Below are 17,605 nucleotides of genomic sequence, written 5' to 3'. Positions count from 1 at the left end.
GCTTTGCCGTCAGACCGGCTGGATGAGGCCTGCTATCGTCCAGGGCCGTTCCGGTCGGGTCGGACCGTCGCCGTCCTCTGCGCGGATTTCGGCCCGCGCGCGCAGCCAATGGGAATATTCACGGCCTTCCGGACGGCCTTCTTCTTCCCAGATTTCGTGGGCCCTTTGCCGGATACGTTCGTCGTGATCGTTCATGGTGTCGTCCCTTCCTGGCCTTTTCGGCCGTTATAGGCGGGATCGGTGCAGGCTACCGTCGATGCGAATCGGCTTTTGCCGAACACTCCACCCGCAGGACCGAAACCCTTCAGGACGACTATGGTTCCCGTGTGGCGCTCACAGGGCGCGATCGGCCCAATGGGAAGTGCGCGTGCCGCGAAGCGCGCAAATCGAGGCGATCTGCTCGGTATCACAAATGCGCGAGAGGCCGTTCACGATCTCGCCGGGCAGCGTCGGCCCGGCATAGACCATGCAGGAATAGAGCTGCACGAGGTGCGCGCCGGCGCGGATCTTCTCCGCCGCCGTCTCGGCGCTGGAGACGCCGCCGACGCCGATGATCGGCAGGGTCTCGCCGACGCGCCGGCGCATCTTGGCGAGCACCACGGTCGATTTTTCGAAGAGCGGCTTGCCGGAAAGCCCGCCCGCCTCGCCGGCCTGCCGCGTGTCGCGGAGGCCGTCGCGCGACAGCGTCGTGTTGGAGACGATGAGCCCGTCGAGCGGATGGGCGAGCGCTACCTCGGCGATGTCGTCGAGGCCCTCCTCGGTGAGATCGGGCGCAATCTTCAGGAAGACCGGCACCTGGCGGCCAGTTCGCGCCGCCTCCTCGCTGCGCGCGGCGAGCACGGCGGACAAGAGCGCATGCAGGCTTTCCTTCGCCTGCAGGTCGCGCAGCCCCGGCGTGTTGGGCGAGGAGATGTTGGCGGTGAAGTAGCGCGCGACGTCGTAGAAGGTGCGGATGCCGGCGACATAGTCGGCGATGCGGTCGGCGCTGTCCTTGTTGGCGCCGATATTGACGCCGATCAGCGCATCGCGCCGGCAGGCCTTCAGCCGGGTCAGCGCCGCCGCATGGCCGGCATTGTTGAAGCCGAGGCGGTTGATGACGGCGTCGTCCTGCACGAGGCGGAAGATGCGCGGCTTGGGGTTGCCCTCCTGCGGGCGGGGGGTAACGGTGCCGATCTCGGTGAAGCCGAAGCCGAGGCGCAGGAGGGCCTCCGGCACCTCGGCATTCTTGTCATAGCCCGCGGCAAGGCCCAGCGGGTTGGGGAAGGCAAGGCCGGCGACGGTCTGCGCGAGGCGCGGATCGGCCCTGGCCGGGCAGGTGGGCACGACGCCGGCCTTCAGCGCGGCGATCGACAGGCCGTGCGCGATTTCGGGATCGAGGAGGAAGAGGCCCTTGCGGCCGAGGGTGGACAGGAGCGACATCAGAGCGGCATCTCCGGAAACTGGTGGGCGCCCTCGGGCCCGAGCGGCAGGGGCTTTTCCCAGAGCACGGCGGAGAGCGGAAGGGCGGCGTAGAGATGGGGGAAGAGATCGCCGCCGCGCGAGGGTTCGTAGACGAGTTTGTCGCCAAGCGCCTCGCCGTCGACGGCGACGAGGAGGAGGTCGTCCTGGCCGGCGAAATGGCGGGCGGCCGTCTCCTTGGCCTGCGTGGCGGTGGAGAAGTGGATGAAGCCGTCCGAAAGGTCGATGGCCGCGCCAGCGAAAATTCCGGCCGCCTTGGCCGCCTGCCACAGACTTGCCGGAACGATCTTGTAGATTGTTTTGGCCATCTCGTCCGTTCCTCCACTGGCTGCTGTTTTTCAACGGTAGCGCTTGCCGCAAAGAACGGCGAATGTCTACCGGCATAGGCCCGCAAACCGGCTCCTGGAGGATTTTGCATGCGAATTCACGCTCTGCCTTTCATCTTCGTCGCTGCCCTCGCGGCCGGTTCCGCCCAGGCCGAGGGCGAGGGACGCTACCGCATGGAGAAGACGGACGGCGGCTTCGTCCGCCTCGACACCGCGACGGGCGAGGTCTCGCTGTGCCGGGAAAAGGAGGGCCAGATCGTCTGCCGCATGGCGGCGGACGAGCGCGCGGCCTTCGAAAAGGAGCTCGACCTCCTCACCAAGCGCGTCGAGGCGCTGGAAAAAGGCGGCGTGACGGGCGAGACGGCCGCAAAACCGTCCTTGCCCACGGATGAAGAGATTGACCGGACCATGACCATCATGGAAAAGATGATGCAAAGGTTCATGGGCATCGTGAAAAACCTGGAGGAGGGTGAGGAGGAAACCACCCCCGGGAAAGACGCGATCCCGCAGAAGACCTGACGGACATCCTTCGCCGACCAAGGCTGTGCTGTGTCCGTCGCGGGTCCGTCTACTCCGGGGAGGGAGCGCATGGCATCGGCACTCACGATCATCATCGCGGACGATCATCCGCTGTTCCGCGGCGCGCTGAAACAGGCGCTGACCGGAATGGCGGGCGATCCCGACATCGTCGAGGCGGGCGATTTCGAGGCGGCGCGCAAGGCGGCCGCCGGAAATCCGAACGCCGACCTCATGCTCCTCGACCTCGCCATGCCGGGCGTCAGCGGCCTGTCCGGCCTGATCTCGCTGCGTGCCGAGTTCCAGAGCCTTCCCGTCGTCATCGTCTCGGCGAGCGACGATCCGGCCACCATCCGCCGGGCGCTCGATCTCGGCGCCTCCGGCTTCATCTCCAAATCCGCCTCCATCGAGGATATCCGCGAGGGCATCGCCTCGGTGATCGAGGGCAACATCTATACGCCCGGCTTCTACGTGCGCGGGCCGGAGCAGGACAGCGAGGTGGCGGACCTCATCGCACGGCTGCGCACGCTGACGCCGCAGCAGTCGCGCGTGCTCTCCATGCTCGCCGAAGGCCTGCTCAACAAGCAGATCGCCTATGAACTCGGCGTCTCCGAGGCGACCATCAAGGCGCACGTCTCGGCGATCCTCCTGAAGCTCAACGTCGACAGCCGCACCCAGGCGGTCATCCAGCTCGGCAAGATCGGCAGCGCCCAGGCCGCCGCCTGACACCTATTCCGCCGCCTCGCGCTGCGTCGTGGAAAGCTGCGTCAGCCAGGCCCGCATGGAGGCGGGGCGGACGGGCTTGTTCTGCACGAGGATATTGTCGCGCTCGGCCTCGGCGCGCACGTCCGGCGTGCGGTCGGCGGTGACGAGCAGGGCCGGGACCTCGCGGGCGAGCGCCGCCCGGAGCTTCCCGATCGCGGCAATGCCGGTGCCGTCGTCGAGATGGTAGTCGGCGATGACCGCATCGAAGGCGGGAGGGCCGCTCGCAACCAGCGCCTCGACGGTGGCCACCGATTCGGCGAGCGTCACCGTGCAGCCCCAGCCGGAGAGCAGGAGCCGCATGCCGTCGAGGATTTTCGGCTCGTTGTCGACGCACAGGACGCGCAGGCCCTTGAGCGGCTCGTCGCCTGCCGGCACGGCGGCGGGCTTGTCGGCGATATGGCGGCTCGCGGCGGCCTCGATCGGCACGCGCACCTTGAAGCTGGTGCCGCGCCCCGGCGTCGACTGCAGCTCGACGGGATGCGACAGCACGCGCGAGATGCGGTCGACGATGGAAAGGCCGAGGCCGAGGCCCGGCGCCGTGCGGGCGCCCTCGTCGAGACGGGCGAACTCCTTGAAGACCGTGCGGAATTTCGAGGCGGGAATGCCGATGCCCGAATCGAGCACCTGGATGTGGGCGTGTGCCCCCTTGCGCCGGACGCCGACGAGAACCGTGCCCGCATTGGTGTATTTGATGGCGTTCGACACGAGGTTCTGCACGACGCGGCGCAGGAGGTTCGGGTCGGTGCGGATGGCGAGCGAGGAGGGGACAACGGTGAATTTCAGGTTCTTCGCCCGCGCCATCGGCGCAAAATCGGTCTCGATGCGCTTCAGGAGGTCCTTCAGCAATACCGTCTGCAAGCGCGGCTTCATCGCCCCGGTGTCGAGGCGGGAAATGTCGAGCACGGCGCCGAGGATCGCCTCCACCGATTCCAGCGAGGAATCGATGTTGTGGATCATCTCGCGATTCTCCGTCTCGCCCAGCCGTTCGACGAGGGAGGAGGAATAGAGCCGCGCGGCGTTCAGCGGCTGGAGGATGTCGTGGCCGGCGGCGGCGAAGAAGCGCGTCTTGCTGATATTGGCCTCTTCGGCAGCCGCGCGCGCCTCGGCGAGTTCCGTGTTGACCCGGGTGAGTTCGACGGTGCGCTGGGCGACGCGCTGCTCCAGCGTCTCGTTGACCTGTTTCAGCGCCCGGTCGGCCGCCACGCGGTCGGTGATGTCGGTATAGGTGGAGACGAACCCCTTTTCCGGCATGGCATTGGTGCGTACCTCGATGATGCGCTCGCCGCCGGCAAGCACCAGTGCGAAGGGCTCGTCATAGGTCATGGTGCGCGTGACGGCCGCTTCGCGGTCGTCTTGCGCGATGTCGCCGCGCTCGACGAGGATGTCGACGATGTCGGAGAGCGGGAAGCCGACCTGGCCGACATATTCCGGCAGGTCGAGCAACTGGCGGAAGCGGCGGTTCCAGACGGTGAGGTTGCCGGCGCTGTCGAAGACGGCGATGCCCTGGTCCATCTGGCCGAGCGCGGTCTGCAGCATGTCCTGGTTGTATTGCAGGGCCTCGCTTGCCTGGTCAAGCAGCCAGTCCGTGTCCGTCGGCGTGTCGTCGATGCGCTGGAGCACGAGCGAGAGCACGAGGCGGGCGGAGGAGGAGCCGATGGCGCTGCCGAGAAGCTGCTCCGAAAAATGCACGATGGCGGCATCGGCCGGCGAATTGTCCTCCAGCCAGCGGCCGACCTGCCGTTCATAGGTGTGGAAGGAGCGCTGCATGCGCTCCTCGCCGAGATACTTTGCGATGGTGGTCTTGAGGTCCCTGACCGTCACCTTGGTGCGCCGGCCGCGGAAGGCCCGTTCGAGGCGCGGCTTGGAGCGGATGAAGGTGCCGGCCTGGAGCCGTTCCAGCGAGGTGGGGTTGCGGGTGAGCGAACCGACGATATAGGCGCCGACATTCACCATCATGGCGAGCAGCGTGGCGTTGACCAGCGGGTCGGCGTTCTCGCCGGTGAAGAGGGTGGCGCCCGGAAACAGGAAGCCGAGCACGGTTTCGGCGATATAGGCGTTGTCGGCGACGCCGATGCTCGGCAGGAACAGCAGGTAGGCCCAGATGACGAGGCCCGAGATCATGCCCGCCATGGCGCCGCGGGCATTGGCGTTGCGCCAGAAGAGACCGCCGAGCAGCGCCGGGGCCACCTGCGCGGCCGCCGCGAAGGCGAGCAGGCCCATCGAGGCGAGGCCGGAATTGGCGGTGGCGGCGCGATAATAGGCATAGCCCATCAGCAGCACGAAGAAGATCGCGAGCCGCCGGATGCGCAGCAGCATGCGCGACAGGTCGTCCTGCTGCTCGACCCCGCCGATGAGGCTACGCCTGAGCACGACCGGGATGACGATGTCGTTCGACACCATGATGGACAGCGCCACCGAGGCGACGATGACCATGGCGGTGGCGGCGGAGAACCCGCCGATGAAGGCGATGAGCGTGAGGACCGGCTGGTCGAGCGCGAAGGGCAGGGTCAGAACGTAGAGGTCGGCATCGCCCTGGCCGCCGAAGGTGAGCACGCCGCCGATGGCGACCGGCAGCACGAAGAGATTGATGGCGACGAGGTAGAGCGGGAAAAGGATGCCCGCCATGCGCAGCTCGCCCGCCGTGCGGTTCTCCACGACCGTGACGTGGAACTGGCGCGGCAGCATGACGATGGCGAAGGCGGAAAGCACGATGAGCAGGATCCAGCGCGCGACCGGCGTCTCGTGGGTCAGCGCCTGCATGACGCGTCCGTTCTCCGCCGCCTGCCGCCAGAGGTCGCCCGGCCCGTCGAACATGAAGTAGATGACATAGATGCCGACAGAGGCCATGGCGATGAGCTTGACCAGCGATTCCATGGATATGGCGAGGATGAGGCCGTCCTGGTGCTCGGTGGCGTCCGTGTGGCGCGTGCCGAAGACGATGGCGAAGCAGGCGAGGAACAGCGTGACGACCAGCGGCAGGTCGATGAGGCCGCCGGAGGCGGCAATGCCGAAGCCGGTCGTGTCGACCAGGGCGGAAACGGAACTGGAGACCGCCTTCAACTGGAGCGCGATATAGGGGATGTAGCCGATCAGCGAGATGAGGGCGACGACGGCGGCGACGCCCGGATTCTTGCCGTAGCGCGCGGCCACGAAGTCGGCGATCGAGGTGAGGCGTTCGGATTTGGCTAGCGTCACGATGCGGCGGATGAGCGGCATGCCGAGCGTGAACATCAGGATCGGGCCGATATAGATGCCGGCGAATTCGAGGCCGTGGGTCGTGGCAAGGCCGACGCCGCCGAAATAGGTCCAGGAGGTGCAGTAGATCGCAAGGCTCAGCGCATAGACCAGCGGCCGGCCCTTCGATGTGCGGCCGGTGCGCTTTGCCTTCCGGTCGCCGTAACTTGCAACCGCGAAGAGCAGGAGCAGATAGGCGAGCGCGAGGGCGAATATCAGCGAGCCCGGCATGGTTCCTCCCGCAGTCCTTCGGCCTTCGCCGCGAGAATAGGCCAAAGCGGGCGGGAAGGAAATTGCGTCGAAGGTCGGGTGTGAAAGGGAGCGGTGCGTAACCCCCGGATATTGACGGAGCGGAGTTCCATCAAGGCGAAAACTAAACTAGGTTGCCTTTGCTTTACAGCAACAGGAGACCCTCATGCTCAATGAGTTCAAGGCGTTTATCGCCCGCGGCAATGTCATGGACCTTGCCGTCGGCGTCATTATCGGTGCAGCCTTCAACAAGATCGTCGAATCTGTCGTCAACGACCTGGTCATGCCGATCGTCGGTGCATTGACCGGGGGTGGTTTCGACTTCTCCAACTACTTCATCGCATTGTCCAGCAACGTGACGGCGACGTCGCTCGCAGCCGCCCGCGAGCAGGGCGCGGTCTTTGCCTACGGCAGCTTCATCACCGTGTTCATCAACTTCCTCATCCTCGCCTGGATCATCTTCCTGATGATCAAGGGCGTGAACCGCATGCGCGCGTCGCTGGAGAAGGAGAAGGCCGCCGGTGCCGCCGAGCCCGCGCCGCCGCCGGAAGACGTGCTGCTGCTCACCGAGATCCGCGACCTCCTCAAGAGCCGTCCGGTCGCCTGAAGCATTTTACAGCGGATTGTTACACGAAAGGCCCGGTTCGCCGGGCCTTTTCACGTCGAGGGCCAGCCCGTCATGCGGGCCTCTTCCAGCGTGGCGAGGAGGGCGTCGGCCGGAGAAAGGCCGAGCCGTTCGCCCTGGCGCGAGAGCCAGCCGGCATGCACCAGGCGGATCTCGACGGGAATGCGCTCGATGCCGAGCGCAAGGGCCGCTGCCGTGCGGTGCTTGCCGTTGGTGTGGCGGACGAGGCGGCCCTCGGCATCGATCGCCACGCCGATGTCGCGCTCGGCAAGGTCCTGCCAGAGCGTGCGCGTCCAGCGGTGGCGCCGGCCGGTCTGGCCGAGCAGGCCGAGATCGGAATGCGGCACGATACCGTTCTTCTCGATGTCGGCGATCAGCGCCAGGTAATATTCGAAGAAATTGTCGAGCTTCTCGGTCGTGTCGATGGCGATGCGGTTGCGCTTGACCGTCGCCCCGTCCGCGATGCGTTTCGCATAGGCCCGGTAGCGCGTGCCGGCGCGAAAATCCTGCCGCGTCTCGACGAGTTCGGCGATCTCCGCATGGGAGGAGGATTTTTCCAGCGGTTCGACGATGCGGCTCCAGTCGCTGCCGTCGAGGAAATGCGTGCCGATCCAGCGCAGCAGCCCGCGATCGGAGATATTGTCGCGCAGCCGGCTGGTCAGGTGGCGGGTCGCGACGGGGATGACCAGACGTTCGCCGAAATGGAAATGCGCCTGGGCGGCGAGGATGGCGGGCCCGCCTTCGCGGTCGAGCCGTCGCGCCGCCCGATTGAACCGCCCGGTGAACCCGATATGCGCAGCGGCGAAGTCGCGCATCGGCACCAGGTCGAGCGCCCGCTGGAGAAGCGTGGGCGCAGCGGGCCGCGCGCGGGGCGGGGCCCGTTCATAGACCGGTCGTGAAGATGTCTGGTGGTCGGCCAACCTGTACGCGAGTCCGTTCCCGATGGCCGTCGGCGCGAAGGGTGGTCGACGGCGGCGTCATCCATGACAAATAAACGACGGTTTGCAAAGCCGTGAGGATCTGGCGCGCCGTCGCCACGCGGACGATCGTGTGGCGATCCCGCGCTGCGGCGAATCAGGCCGTGGCGCCGGCCGTCTTCGTCTGGTGAATCTCGATCAGGCTCGGGCCGTTGCGGGCGCCGGCCTTTTCCAGCGCGGCCGGTAGGTCCCGCACGTCGGCGAGGCGTTCGGAGGGCACGCCATAGGCGGTGCCGATGGCGATGAAGTCCGGCGCGGAGGGTTTCACTCCTTCCGGGGTGATACCGGCCTCCACCATGAAGTTCTCGATCTCCTGGTAGCCGTCATTGTTCCAGACGAGGAAGATCACGCGCGCTTGCGCATCCGCCGCCGAGCCGATCTCCGACAGGGAGAACTGCAGGCCGCCGTCGCCGACAAGGCAGACGATCGACGCATCCGGCTCGGCGAGCGCCGCGCCGACGGCGGCGGGCGGGGCAAAACCGAGCGCGCCGTAGCCGGTTGCGGCGTTGAACCAGCTGCGCGGGCGCGGCGCATCGCAATAGTAGTTGCCGGCATAGACGGCCTGGGTGGAATCCCCGACGATGATCGCCTTCGGCAGCGTGCGCCAGATGGCGTCGATGACGCCGATTTCCGCCCGCATCTTCGCCGTCAGCTCGTTCCAGGCGCCCTTGCGGGCGGTTTCGGCGCGTGTAGCGCCGTTGCCGATCGCCTTGTGGCCTTCGAGGAAGCCGAGCATGCCGGCCGCCGCCGTCTTGGCACTGGAGAAGATCGACAGTCCCGATTGCGGCGTGCGGGCAAGCTGGGCGGCGTCGATATCGATGCGGATCAGCGATTTCAGCCGCGGGAAGCCGTTGTCGACATTGATGTCATAGTCCGTCGGGCCGAATTCCGTGCCGAAGGCGACGACGAGGTCGGCATCGGCAAGCAGCCGGCGCACGGCCTTGAGGCTGGGACTGGCCGGCACGCGCAGGGCATGGCCGGCGAGCATGCCGCGGCCATTGACGGTGGTGACGACGGGGGCGCCGATCCGCTCGGCGAGCGTGCGGATCTCCTCGTCCGCCGTCACCGCGCCGCCCCCGGCGAGGATGACGGGGCGCGAGGCATTGGTGCACAGGATGGCGGCGCGCTGCAGGGTCTCCGCATCGGCGCGCGGGCGCGTGGCGACCGCAGCGGGAAAGCGGCCGGCCTCGATTTGTTTCGCCATCACGTCGGTCGGGATCTCGATATGCACCGGGCCGGGGCGGCCGGAGAGCAATACGGCGAAGGCGCGTTCCATGACGAGTGGCAGGTCGGCGGGATTGAGCAGCGTGTGCGAATAGAGGGCGAGCGTCTTCATCATGCCCTGCTGGTCCGGCAGTTCGTGCAGCAGGCCGCGGCCGTGGCCGAGCGAATCGCGCCGGTTGACGCCGGAAATGACCAGCATGGGCACGGAATCCTGCCGCGCCTGTGCCATCGCCGTGATGGTGTTGGTGAGGCCCGGGCCGGTAATGACGAGGGCGACGCCCGGCTTGCCGGAAACGCGGGCATATCCATCCGCCATGAAGCCGGCGCCCTGTTCGTGGCGCGGCGTGATGTGGCGGATCTTCGCGGCGGCAAGGCCGCGATAGAGCTCGACCGTGTGCACGCCGGGAATGCCGAACACGACCTCCACGCCGTTCGCCTCCAGGAGGTCGATCAGGACCTCGCCGACGGTTTTCGTGCTCATGCGCGGCGCTCCTTCGGCGGGGCGGAACGGGCGGCGAGCGCGGCGATGCGCCGGCAGGCCTCGTCGATATGGGCGTCGGGCACGGTGAGGCTGAGGCGGATGAAGCCTTCCGCCTCCTCGCCGAAGGAGGACCCCGGCATGACCGCGACCCGTTCCTCGCGCAAGAGCGTCCAGGCGAAATCCTCGCCGCTCATGCCCGTCCCGGAAACGTCGACGACGATGAACATGCCGGCTTCCGGCGGCAGCGGCGCCAGGCCGGGCGCGCGCGCCAGGGCATCGGCGAAACGGGCGGCGCGTCCCTTGTAGCTCTCGCGCATCGTGGCGGCGGTCGAGATCGGGTTGTCGAGCGCATAGGCCGTCATGTCGGCGATGAAGGGCTGGCCGCCGAACAGCATCGTCTCGGAGACCGAGAGCAGCCGCGTGCAGAAATCCGCCGGACCGATCGCCCAGCCGCTGCGAAAGCCCGGCGCGGCGTGGGACTTCGAGATGGAGGAGACGACGACGGTGCGCTCGGCAAGGTCGGGATTGTCGAAGGGCGAGGCGAAGGCCGCGCCGAAGACGAGCTGTTCATAGACCTCGTCGCAGACGATCCAGAGATCGTGCCTGCGGCAGACGGCGCCGATCTCGGCGATCTCCGCGGCGCTCAGCACCGCGCCGGTCGGGTTGTGCGGCGTGTTGAGCAGCAGCACCCGGCAGGCCGGCGTGATGGCGGCCTCGAGGTCGGCCGCCTTCATGTGGAAGCTGTTTTCCGGGCGCAGCGGCACGGCGATGCGCTCGGCGCCGGTGGCGCGGATGACGCCCTCGTACGTGGCATAGAGCGGGTCGCCGACGAGCACGGCATCGCCGGCCTCCACGAGGCCGAGCATGACGGCGAAGAGCGCGGTCTGGGTGCCGGGGAAGCACAGCACGTTGGCAGCGGTGACGTCGTCGCGGCGCTTGCGGTACTTGCGCACCAGCGCCTCGACCACGGAGGGCTCGCCACGGCCGTTGGAATAGCGGTAGCGGCCGGCATGCATGGTGCGCACGGCCTCGGCCAATAGCGCGGGATCCGGCGGCACGTCCGGCTCGCCGATCGTCAGTTCGATGATGTCCTGGCCTTCGGCCTTCATGCGCCGCGCTTCGGCATGGATGGCCCATTTCTCAGAGCCGAGACTGGCGAGCCGATCTGTGATGGATGCATAGCGCATGGCCGTCCTCCGCATTTCCTTGAGTGTCGTTTATCGGCCGGGGCCGTTGGCGCCGAGCGGTCGCAAGCGCAGCCCGAGCAGGGTTTCGATCGAGGTCAGCGCGATCTCGACGAGTTCGCTTTCCTCGAAAAGCTCGCCGGCGAGGCAGCCTTCGAGCCAGAGTCCGTCGAGCAGGCCGTTGATCGCGATGGCGAGCCTGCGGCAGCGTTCCGGCGAGGCATCCTCGCCGCGGGCGGCAAGGAAATCGCCGAGCAGGCCCTCCAGCGCGTTGCGAAAGCTCAGATAGCCCTCGCGGTGGATGGCGGCGAGTTCCGGGTCGACGCTGACGCGGCTGATGAACGAGGCCCAGAGCGAGAGGCTGCGGCTGTTGGCGACCGGCTCCGTCAGGTTGATGACGATGAAGTCACGCAGCCGGGTTTCGGGGTCGCCCGTCACCCGCTCGGCCTTTTCGGTGAGGCGGGCGATGACGATCCGGTAGGCTTCCTGCAGGATATGCTCCTTGGACTGGAAGTAGTGCCGGATGAGGCCCGCCGTCACGCCCGCCTTGATGGCGATCTGCCGGACCGTCGCGCCCTCCAGGCCGTATTCCGCGATGCAGTCGAGCGTCGCCTCGATCAGGTCGTGGCGGCGTTCGGCCTCGGGGGCGCGATGGAAGGTCCGGCGGGCCATGGTCTCCTCGTCAGGCGGCGCGGCGCAGCACCGGCCGCGTCAGGCAGGTTGGCCCGCCCTCGCAGGCGATGCACAGCGCGTCGGCCTCGAAGGTCTGAACCGTGCAGCCGGCCGCTTCCATCGCCGCCTTGGTGGCCGGAAAGCCCTCGACCATGATCACCTCGTGGGGCCGCGTCGGCAGCACGTTGAGCGACAGGCCGTTGCTGGCGTGGAATTCGTCGGCCGGCGCCTCGATCAGGCGAATGCCGCGCTTCCTGAGCAACTGGTAGAAGGCGGCCGGCAGCAGCGGGGCGAAGACGAGGGCAAGGTCGTCCGCCAGCGGGCTCATCACGCTCATCAGGTGGAGGCAGGCTTCCTCGCCCTGCCAGAGCGGCAGGTCGTAGGCAAGCACCGTGACGCCGTGGGGAGCGAGAATCCTCGTGATCTGGTCGATGCCCTCCTGGTTGGTGCGCACGCCGCGGCCGATGACCAGGGTCTTGGCGTCGAGCCAGATGCAGTCGCCGCCTTCCACGGTGCCCTCGCCCTCGATGCGGCCGAGGATCGGGATCTGGCGTTCGGCATAGGCCTTCTCGTGCAGCGCCGTTTCGGCGACGCGCAGCGGCTTGCCCATGCGCAAGAGGATCGCGCCGTGGTCCGACATCAAGGAGGGATCATGGGTGAACATGGCGTCGGCAAGCCCGTCGCCCTCGTCCTCCAGCCAGATGATCTCGGTGCCGGATCTTTCCACGAGGTCGGCGAAGGCCTTGTACTGATGGACCGCGCGGGCGCCGTCGAAGGTCGGGCCGTAATGCCACTTGGCGGCATCGGCGCCCTTCAGGCTGGCGCCGGGGCGGCGCATCAGAACACGCATCAGGGGGGCCGACATTTCCTGCGAACCGTAGGCGGTCATTCCATACTCCCGGGAGAAAATCATCTTGGACGGTCGCTGCCAGAAAAGTCAGCGATGCGCCTATTATACGCTTGAATAATTTCTTAACAAGTGCCACGATGCATTTCATAAGAGGACGCGACGGGCCGAAGATGCCCGCGGGAACGCTGAAAAACAGGGGAATTTGGCATGGTTCATGCATCGATTTTCCGTGCGCCGGAGACCGCTCCGCGATGACGGAGCGCGCCGAGGCAATCGCGGTCAGGGACCTGCACAAGCGCTTCGGGCCGCTTGATGTTCTGAAAGGTGTTTCGCTGAGCGCGCACGAGGGCGACGTCATCGCCATCATCGGCGGTTCGGGCTCTGGCAAGTCCACCTTCCTTCGCTGCATCAACATGCTGGAACTGCCGAGCGCCGGATCGGTGACCATCCATGGCGAGACGATCGCCATGAAGAACGACGGCCACGGCGGCATGATGCCGGCCGATCGCAAGCAGGTGCAGCGCCTGCGCTCGCGCCTCGGCATGGTGTTCCAGAGCTTCAATCTCTGGCAGCACATGACCATCCTGGAAAACGTCATCGAGGCACCCGTCCATGTGCTCGGCGTGAAGAAGGACGAGGCGGTCGCCCGGGCGGAGACGCTGTTGCGCCGCGTCGGGCTCTACGAGAAGCGCGACGCCTATCCGGCCTTCCTCTCCGGCGGCCAGCAGCAGCGCGCGGCCATCGCCCGGGCGCTCGCCATCCAGCCCCATGTCATGCTGTTCGACGAACCCACCTCCGCGCTCGACCCGGAACTGGTCGGCGAGGTGCTCTCCGTCATCGGCGACCTTGCCAAGGAGCAGCGCACCATGATCCTCGTCACGCACGAGATGAAGTTCGCACGCAACGTCGCAAGCCACGTCGTCTTCCTGGCGAACGGCGTGATCGAGGAACAGGGCCCGCCGGACGAACTGTTCGGATCGCCGAAATCGGAGCGGCTGAAGAAGTTCATCAGCTCCATCCACTGAGAAGCAAAAAACCAACAGAGGGAAGATCATGAAGAGTGCCGTAAAGACAATCGCCCTTGCCGCCGCGATCGGCCTTGCCGCCATTTCGGGCGCTGCGGCCCAGCAGGTCCGTGTCGGCTTTGCCGCCGAGCCCTATCCGCCCTTCACCTCGCCGGATGCCTCCGGCAACTGGGAAGGCTGGGAAGTGGACTTCATGAAGGCGATCTGCGCCGAGGCCAAGCTCGATTGCGTCGTCACGCCCGTCGCCTGGGACGGCATCATCCCGGCGCTGACCTCCAACAAGATCGACATGATCATCGGCTCCATGTCGATCACGCCGGAGCGCCAGCAGACAATCGACTTCTCCGACAAGTACTACAACTCCCTGCCGGGCGTCATCGGCCCGAAGGACGCCAAGTTCGAGCCGACGCCGGAAGGCCTTGCCGACAAGACGCTCGGCGTGCAGGTGGCGACCATCCACCAGGTCTACGCCAACAAGTATTTCGCGCCCGCCGGTACGACGGTGAAGGAATACCAGACGCAGGACGAGGCCAACAACGATCTCGCCGCCGGCCGCATCGATGCGGTGCAGGCCGATTCCGTCGCGATGCTGGAATTCCTCAAGTCCGAGCAGGGCGCCGCCTGCTGCGACATGAAGGGCATGGTCAAGGACGATCCCGAGGTGCTCGGGCTTGGCGTCGGCGTCGGCCTGCGCAAGGGCGAGACGGAGCTGAAGGACAAGATCAACGCCGCCATCAAGGCGATCCGCGAGAACGGCACCTACGACACCTTCTCGAAGAAATACTTCGACTTCGACATCTACGGCGGCTGACCGTCCGTCCATGCCTGATGCCGGCGGCTCCTGCCGCCGGCTGATCTCCTCGAACGGACACGAGACCCCATGGCCGATGCCGGATCGCTGATCAACTGGAGCCTGCTTGCGCTCGAACCGCCCGGCTGGGGCGGGGTGCTCCTGGCGGGATTATGGAACTCCATCCAGATCGCCGTCGGTGGCTATGGGCTCGGCCTCGTCCTCGGCACCGGCGGTGCCATGGGCAAGCTCTACGGCGGCCCGATCGTAAAGGACTTGCTGGAGGTCTACACCACGCTGGTGCGCGCGGTGCCGGAACTCGTGCTGATCCTCATCCTCTATTATGCCGGCACGGACGTGCTGAACCAGATTTCCGCCGCCCTCGGCTGGGGCCAGATGGATATCAGCGGCCTTGCGGCGGGCATCTTCGTCATCGGCGTCGTGCAGGGCGCCTATTCCACCGAGGTCATCCGCGGCGCGATCAAGGCGGTGCCGGCGGGGCAGATCGAGGCGGCGCGGGCCTATGGCATGTCGCCGGTGCAGATCATGCGCCGTGTCACGCTGCCCGCCATGCTGCCGCATGCCATTCCGGGTCTCTCCAACCTCTGGCTCATCGCCACCAAGGATACAGCGCTGCTCGCCGTGGTCGGCTTCTCCGAACTGACGCTGGTGACGCGCCAGGCGGCGGGCAGCACCAAGTCCTACCTGCTGTTCTTCTGCGCGGCCGGGGTTCTCTATCTCATGATCACGCTGGTCTCCAACGTGCTGATCGGCCTCATCGAGCGCCACTACCGGCGCGGCATGGCGAGGACCGCGTGATGGCTGACGAGACCGTTTCCGCCACCGCGCTCACCGACCTGCCGAGCAGGCAGAGCTTCTTCAAGCCGCATCGCATCGTGCTGATGGCGATCGCCGCGGTCTTCGTCTTCTGCGTCGTCTGGTTCATGCGCTGGGAATGGGTGCCGAAATATTCCGGGGCGCTCGCCTATGGCGTCGGCGTCACGCTCCTCATGCTGTTTACGACCTCGATCCTCGGCTTCTTCCTCGCCGTGCCGATCGGCCTCGTGCAGGTGACAGGCCCCTGGCCCTTGAAGTTTCTGGCGAAAGGCTTCTGCACGATCATTCGCGGCACGCCGCTGCTGCTGCAGCTCTGGCTGCTTTACTACGGCCTCGGCTCGCTCTTTCCGCAGTTCCCGGAAATCCGCAATTCCTTCCTCTGGCCCTATCTGCGCGAATCCTGGCCCTATGGCGTTGCCGCGCTGACGATTTCCTTCGCCGCCTACGAGGGCGAGGTGATGCGCGGCGCCTTCGCCGGTGTGCCGCCCGGTGAGCTGGAGGCCGCGCGCGCCTACGGCATGAGCCGCTTCACCCTGTTCCGCCGCATCTGGCTGCCGCGCGCCGTCTACCGCGCGCTGCCGACGCTGAACGGCGAAACCGTGCTGCAACTGAAATCGACGCCGTTGGTCGCGACCATCACCGTGATCGACGCCTATGCCGTCATCTCCAAGGTGCGGCAGGCGACCTATCTCACCTATGAGCCGCTCCTGCTGCTGGCGCTCATCTATCTTTGCCTCACCGCCATCCTGGTGGTGGCCTTCCGCTATTTCGAAAGCAAGATCCCTTCGCGTGGTGCCTGACATGACGATCCATACGACCCTGCAAAACGCCATGCCGGAAATGGTGGCCATCCGCCGCGACCTGCACGAGCATCCGGAACTGGGCCTCGAAGAGGTGCGCACCTCCGATGTCGTGGCGCGCCATCTCGAAAGCTATGGCTACACGGTCACGCGCGGCCTTGCGAAAACCGGTCTCGTGGCGACGCTCACGAACGGCACCGGTCGGAAGGCGATCGGCATCCGCGCCGATATCGACGCCCTGCCGATCGTCGAGGAGACCGGGCTTGCCTATGCCAGCAAGACCCCCGGCAAGATGCATGCCTGCGGCCATGACGGGCACACGACCATGCTGCTGGGAGCGGCCAGGGCCATCGCGGAGCGGCGCAATTTCGACGGCACCGTGCACCTCATCTTCCAGCCGGCGGAAGAGAATTTCGGCGGCGCGAAGATCATGGTGGAGGAGGGGCTGTTCGACAGGTTCCCCTGCGATGCCGTCTTCGCCCTGCACAACGAGCCGGGCCTGCCCTTCGGCCAGTTCGCGCTGCGCGAAGGGCCGATCATGGCGGCGGTCGACGAGGCGCGCATCACGGTGAACGGCGTCGGCGGCCACGGCGCGGAGCCGCAGGAGACGCTGGACCCGATCGTCTGCGGCGCCTCGATCGTCATGGCGCTGCAGACCATCGTCTCGCGCAACATGCACCCGCTCGATCCGACGGTGGTGACCGTCGGCTCGTTCCATTCGGGTTCGGCGAGCAACATCATTCCGAGCCGCGCCGAGATCATCGTCGGTATCCGCTCCTTCGATGCCGCCGTGCGCGACGAGCTGGAACGCCGCATCCGCCTTGTCGCCGGGCGTCAGGCCGAAAGCTACGGCATGAGCGCCACCGTGGACTACCAGCGCTTCTACGATGCGACGGTCAACCACAAGGCCGAGACGGATCTTGTGCGGGACCTCGCCATCCGCTTCGCCGGTGCCGACAAGGTGGTCGATCTCGCCCGTCCCTTCATGGGCAGCGAGGATTTCGCCTATATGCTGAAGGAGCGGCCGGGCACCTATTTCTTCCTCGGCGGCAAGGGCGGCGAAAACGACAAGTCGCTTCACCATCCCGGCTACAATTTCAACGACGATCTCCTGCCGGTCGGCGCCGCCTTCTGGACGGAGCTGGCCGAGCACTATTTGCGCGTCGGCTAGGCCGTTCCGACACGATTTCGACACAATTCAGCGCGCGCCGAAAGCGATTTCGGCGCGTTTTTTCGGCCTTCACACATTCGTGAAGCTCTTGAAACAGGCGCTGCGGCTTTCCACGCCACAATTGGGAACACCGCCTTCTTCTTGTGCATCCCTCGCGTGCGCCCCTCGTCCTTCGGAATGAGAAGGATGATTATTTCCCATATTATTCAGATGCTTGGTTGTTGAGGTTTTCCTTTCATAAAACCGTCCATTTGGACGGTTTTGCCGATTTCCGGCCGTCCGGTTGTGCGCCGCCGCTGCCCTTTTCATTGTTCAAGAAACGTTGACGCCCGTTTCCAATTTGAAACCCTTCCATCCCGCAAATTGAGGGACCATCTTTATTTCACGGAAGCGGCGAAGGGTCGCTTCCGGAAGGCGAAGG

17 protein-coding genes are annotated in these 17,605 nt (G+C 66.2%); 8 read left to right on the top strand and 9 right to left on the bottom strand.

Annotated features, from left to right (window positions below; genetic code table 11):
- Positions 1-9: 9 nt before the first annotated feature.
- The 3 genes from AB3G45_RS23485 to AB3G45_RS23475 form a co-directional block, all read right to left on the bottom strand.
- The gene (locus tag AB3G45_RS23485) at positions 10-195 is read right to left on the bottom strand and encodes a DUF2934 domain-containing protein (RefSeq protein ID WP_367832834.1); all 186 of its coding nucleotides are present in this window, start codon (positions 193-195) and stop codon (positions 10-12) included.
- Positions 196-333: 138 nt separating this feature from the next.
- Complete coding sequence (locus AB3G45_RS23480; protein ID WP_367832833.1) at positions 334-1,419, bottom strand: quinone-dependent dihydroorotate dehydrogenase; 1,086 nt, start codon at positions 1,417-1,419, stop codon at positions 334-336.
- Positions 1,419-1,766, bottom strand: coding sequence for a DUF952 domain-containing protein (locus AB3G45_RS23475; protein WP_367832832.1), 348 nt, complete (start codon positions 1,764-1,766; stop codon positions 1,419-1,421). Before AB3G45_RS23475 ends, AB3G45_RS23480 begins: the two co-directional genes overlap by 1 nt.
- Positions 1,767-1,874: 108 nt before the next feature.
- Between AB3G45_RS23475 and AB3G45_RS23470 the strand changes: the two genes are divergently transcribed.
- Complete coding sequence (locus AB3G45_RS23470) at positions 1,875-2,303, top strand: hypothetical protein (protein WP_367832831.1); 429 nt, start codon at positions 1,875-1,877, stop codon at positions 2,301-2,303.
- A gap of 69 nt (positions 2,304-2,372) precedes the next feature.
- Positions 2,373-3,026 (top strand): response regulator, encoded by a 654-nt coding sequence (locus AB3G45_RS23465; RefSeq protein WP_367832830.1) that lies wholly within the window; start codon positions 2,373-2,375, stop codon positions 3,024-3,026.
- 3 nt (positions 3,027-3,029) lie between these two features.
- On the opposite strand, the gene AB3G45_RS23460 is transcribed toward AB3G45_RS23465, so the two are convergent.
- Positions 3,030-6,530 (bottom strand): NahK/ErcS family hybrid sensor histidine kinase/response regulator, encoded by a 3,501-nt coding sequence (locus tag AB3G45_RS23460; RefSeq protein ID WP_367832829.1) that lies wholly within the window; start codon positions 6,528-6,530, stop codon positions 3,030-3,032.
- Between the two features lie 184 nt (positions 6,531-6,714).
- Here AB3G45_RS23460 and mscL point away from each other — a divergent pair, with 184 nt between their 5' ends.
- Entirely contained in the window at positions 6,715-7,155 is a 441-nt protein-coding gene (gene mscL, locus AB3G45_RS23455; RefSeq protein ID WP_367832828.1) for a large conductance mechanosensitive channel protein MscL, read from the top strand.
- 50 nt (positions 7,156-7,205) lie between these two features.
- Here the strand turns inward: mscL and AB3G45_RS23450 are convergent, their stop codons facing one another.
- The 5 genes from AB3G45_RS23450 to AB3G45_RS23430 form a co-directional block, all read right to left on the bottom strand.
- A complete protein-coding gene (locus tag AB3G45_RS23450; protein ID WP_367832827.1) occupies positions 7,206-8,093 on the bottom strand; it encodes a hypothetical protein in 888 nt (295 codons plus the stop codon).
- A gap of 154 nt (positions 8,094-8,247) precedes the next feature.
- A complete protein-coding gene (locus tag AB3G45_RS23445) occupies positions 8,248-9,855 on the bottom strand; it encodes a 5-guanidino-2-oxopentanoate decarboxylase (RefSeq protein WP_367832826.1) in 1,608 nt (535 codons plus the stop codon).
- Positions 9,852-11,042 carry a pyridoxal phosphate-dependent aminotransferase gene (locus AB3G45_RS23440; RefSeq protein WP_367832825.1) on the bottom strand — a complete coding sequence of 397 codons (1,191 nt, stop codon included), beginning with the start codon at positions 11,040-11,042 and terminating at the stop codon, positions 9,852-9,854. Before AB3G45_RS23440 ends, AB3G45_RS23445 begins: the two co-directional genes overlap by 4 nt.
- 30 nt (positions 11,043-11,072) lie before the next feature.
- A complete protein-coding gene (locus tag AB3G45_RS23435) occupies positions 11,073-11,711 on the bottom strand; it encodes a TetR family transcriptional regulator C-terminal domain-containing protein (RefSeq protein WP_367832824.1) in 639 nt (212 codons plus the stop codon).
- A 10-nt stretch (positions 11,712-11,721) separates the two neighbouring features.
- The gene (locus tag AB3G45_RS23430) at positions 11,722-12,600 is read right to left on the bottom strand and encodes a dimethylarginine dimethylaminohydrolase family protein (protein WP_367832823.1); all 879 of its coding nucleotides are present in this window, start codon (positions 12,598-12,600) and stop codon (positions 11,722-11,724) included.
- A gap of 212 nt (positions 12,601-12,812) precedes the next feature.
- Between AB3G45_RS23430 and AB3G45_RS23425 the strand changes: the two genes are divergently transcribed.
- From AB3G45_RS23425 to AB3G45_RS23405, 5 genes are all read left to right on the top strand, one after another.
- Entirely contained in the window at positions 12,813-13,586 is a 774-nt protein-coding gene (locus AB3G45_RS23425; protein WP_367832822.1) for an ABC transporter ATP-binding protein, read from the top strand.
- A gap of 28 nt (positions 13,587-13,614) precedes the next feature.
- Positions 13,615-14,397, top strand: coding sequence for a transporter substrate-binding domain-containing protein (locus AB3G45_RS23420; protein WP_367832821.1), 783 nt, complete (start codon positions 13,615-13,617; stop codon positions 14,395-14,397).
- Between the two features lie 69 nt (positions 14,398-14,466).
- On the top strand, positions 14,467-15,195 hold the full coding sequence (locus AB3G45_RS23415; RefSeq protein ID WP_367832820.1) for an ABC transporter permease: 729 nt from the start codon (positions 14,467-14,469) through the stop codon (positions 15,193-15,195).
- On the top strand, positions 15,195-16,013 hold the full coding sequence (locus AB3G45_RS23410; protein WP_367832819.1) for an ABC transporter permease subunit: 819 nt from the start codon (positions 15,195-15,197) through the stop codon (positions 16,011-16,013). Before AB3G45_RS23415 ends, AB3G45_RS23410 begins: the two co-directional genes overlap by 1 nt.
- A gap of 1 nt (position 16,014) precedes the next feature.
- Positions 16,015-17,184: a M20 aminoacylase family protein gene (locus AB3G45_RS23405; protein WP_367832818.1), complete on the top strand. Its 1,170-nt coding sequence runs from the start codon at positions 16,015-16,017 to the stop codon at positions 17,182-17,184.
- Positions 17,185-17,605 lie beyond the last annotated feature (421 nt).

It is taken from the genome of Shinella sp. S4-D37, from assembly GCF_040812195.1.
Lineage (GTDB): Bacteria > Pseudomonadota > Alphaproteobacteria > Rhizobiales > Rhizobiaceae > Shinella.
The sequence above is the reverse complement of the archived record's forward strand: the minus strand, read 5'-3'. Positions and strand labels throughout refer to the sequence as shown.